Origin of the sequence: Delftia sp. ZNC0008 (genome assembly GCF_000799035.1) — a bacterium.
In the GTDB taxonomy this organism is placed as follows: Bacteria; Pseudomonadota; Gammaproteobacteria; order Burkholderiales; family Burkholderiaceae_C; genus Comamonas; species Comamonas tsuruhatensis.
The window spans coordinates 1-1,734 of sequence record NZ_JTKZ01000647.1 but is presented as its reverse complement, the minus strand read 5'-3'; the positions used below and the strand labels follow the sequence as shown (position 1 = coordinate 1,734).

Below are 1,734 nucleotides of genomic sequence, written 5' to 3'. Positions count from 1 at the left end.
GAAGCGGCCGTGCAGCGTCTGCGCTGCGGCCGGCCGACCGGCAGGCAGGCCGGCGGCGCGGCCCCATGCCTGCTGCCTGTGCAGTTCGGCCGCGCCCAGCAAGGCGACCTCGCCCACCTTGCGGGCCGGATCATCGGCCAGCGCCTGCAGCATGGCCACATAGTGGCCGGCCAGTGCGCCGATGGTGGCGGCCTCGAACAATTCGCGGGCATAGGTCAGGCGCAGGTGCAGGCGGCCCTGCGCATCCTCGGTGGTGTCCACGGTCAGCTCGAACTGGGCGCCCTGGCCCTGCAGCGCATATTCCTGCAGCTCCAGCCCAGGCAGTTGCTGCAGCGCGCTGCGGTCCTGGCGCTGGTGGTTGAACAGCACCTGGAACAGCGGCTGGGTGCCGGCGTTGCGTTCGGGCTGCAGCGCCTCGACCAGTTGCTCGAAGGGCAGGTCCTGGTGGGCCTGCGCGCCCTGGGCGGCCTGCCGGGCCTGGTCCAGCAGTTGCGCCAGGCCCATGCGCCCGTCCAGCGTGGCGCGCAGAACCTGGGTGTTCACGAAAAAGCCCACCGTGCCCTGCGTTTCCACCCGGTGGCGGTTGGCAATGGGCACGCCCACGCGAATGTCTTCCTGGCCCGTGTAGCGGTGCAGCACGGCCTGCAGGCCCGCCAGCAGCAGCACGAACAGCGTTGCGTCCTGCGCCTGGGCGCGGCGGCGCAGGCTGCCGACCAGATCGGCCGGCAGCTGCAGGCCATGGCTGGCGGCCACATGCTCCGCGCCGGGCCGGCGCGGGTGGTCGGTGGGCAGTTGCAGCACGGGGTGCGTGTCGCCCAGCTGGGTGCGCCAGTAGGCCAGTTGCCGCTGCCGCTCGCCGGCCTCCAGCCACTGGCGCTGCCAGGCCGCGTAGTCGGCGTACTGCAGCGGCAGGGGTGCGGCCTGCGGCACCTGTCCCTGGCACCGTGCGCGGTACTGCTGCACGAATTCATCCACGATGATCTGCATGGACCAGCCGTCGGAGACGATGTGGTGCATGGCCACGACCAGCACATACGCCTCGGCCGATTCCCGGATCAGGCCCACGCGCAGCAGCGGCCCGGCCTGCAGGTCGAAGGGCTGGCGGTGCACGGCAGCCGCCGCCTGGTGCAGTTGTTCCTGACGCTGCGCAGCGGGGAGTTCGGACAGATCCGTTTGCTCGACCCGCACACCGCCCTGTGCGGCGATCACCTGCACCACCTGCCCGTCCCCGCCCATGCGGAACACCGTGCGCAGCGACTCGTGGCGCGCCACCAGCGCGTCGAAGCTTTGCTGCAGCGCCAGCACATCGAGCGTGCCCAGCAGACGCAGCGCCCCACTGATGTGATAGGCCGTACCGGCCGGCTCCAGCTGCCACAAGAACCATTGGCGCAATTGCGCAAAGGACAGCGGCAGCGGGCCACTGCGGTCGGCCCTGGGCAGGGGCGCCGTGCCTTCGGTCTGCTCGGCGCCGGCGACCGGCCCCTCCACCAGCCGTGCCACACCCGCGGGCGTCTTGCCCGTGAACAGCTGCTTGGGCGTGAGCTTGACGCCGCGCTTGCGGGCGCGCGCCACCAGCTTGAGCGCGAGGATGGAGTCCCCGCCCAGCGCGAAGAAGTCGTCATGCCGGCCCGCGCGCTCCAGGCCGAAGAGGTCGGCCCAGACGGCGGCCAGCGCCTGCTCGGCCTCGCCTTGGGGCGCCTCGAACAGATCGGCGGCCGCCTGCTCCGGCACGGG

Annotated in this window: 1 protein-coding gene; it reads right to left on the bottom strand. The window is 71.9% G+C overall.

Features of this window, described 5'->3' with window-relative positions:
* Window positions 1-1,734, bottom strand: a 1,734-nt coding sequence (locus L995_RS21110; RefSeq protein WP_231574495.1) for a condensation domain-containing protein, incomplete at both ends; no start/stop codon positions are given.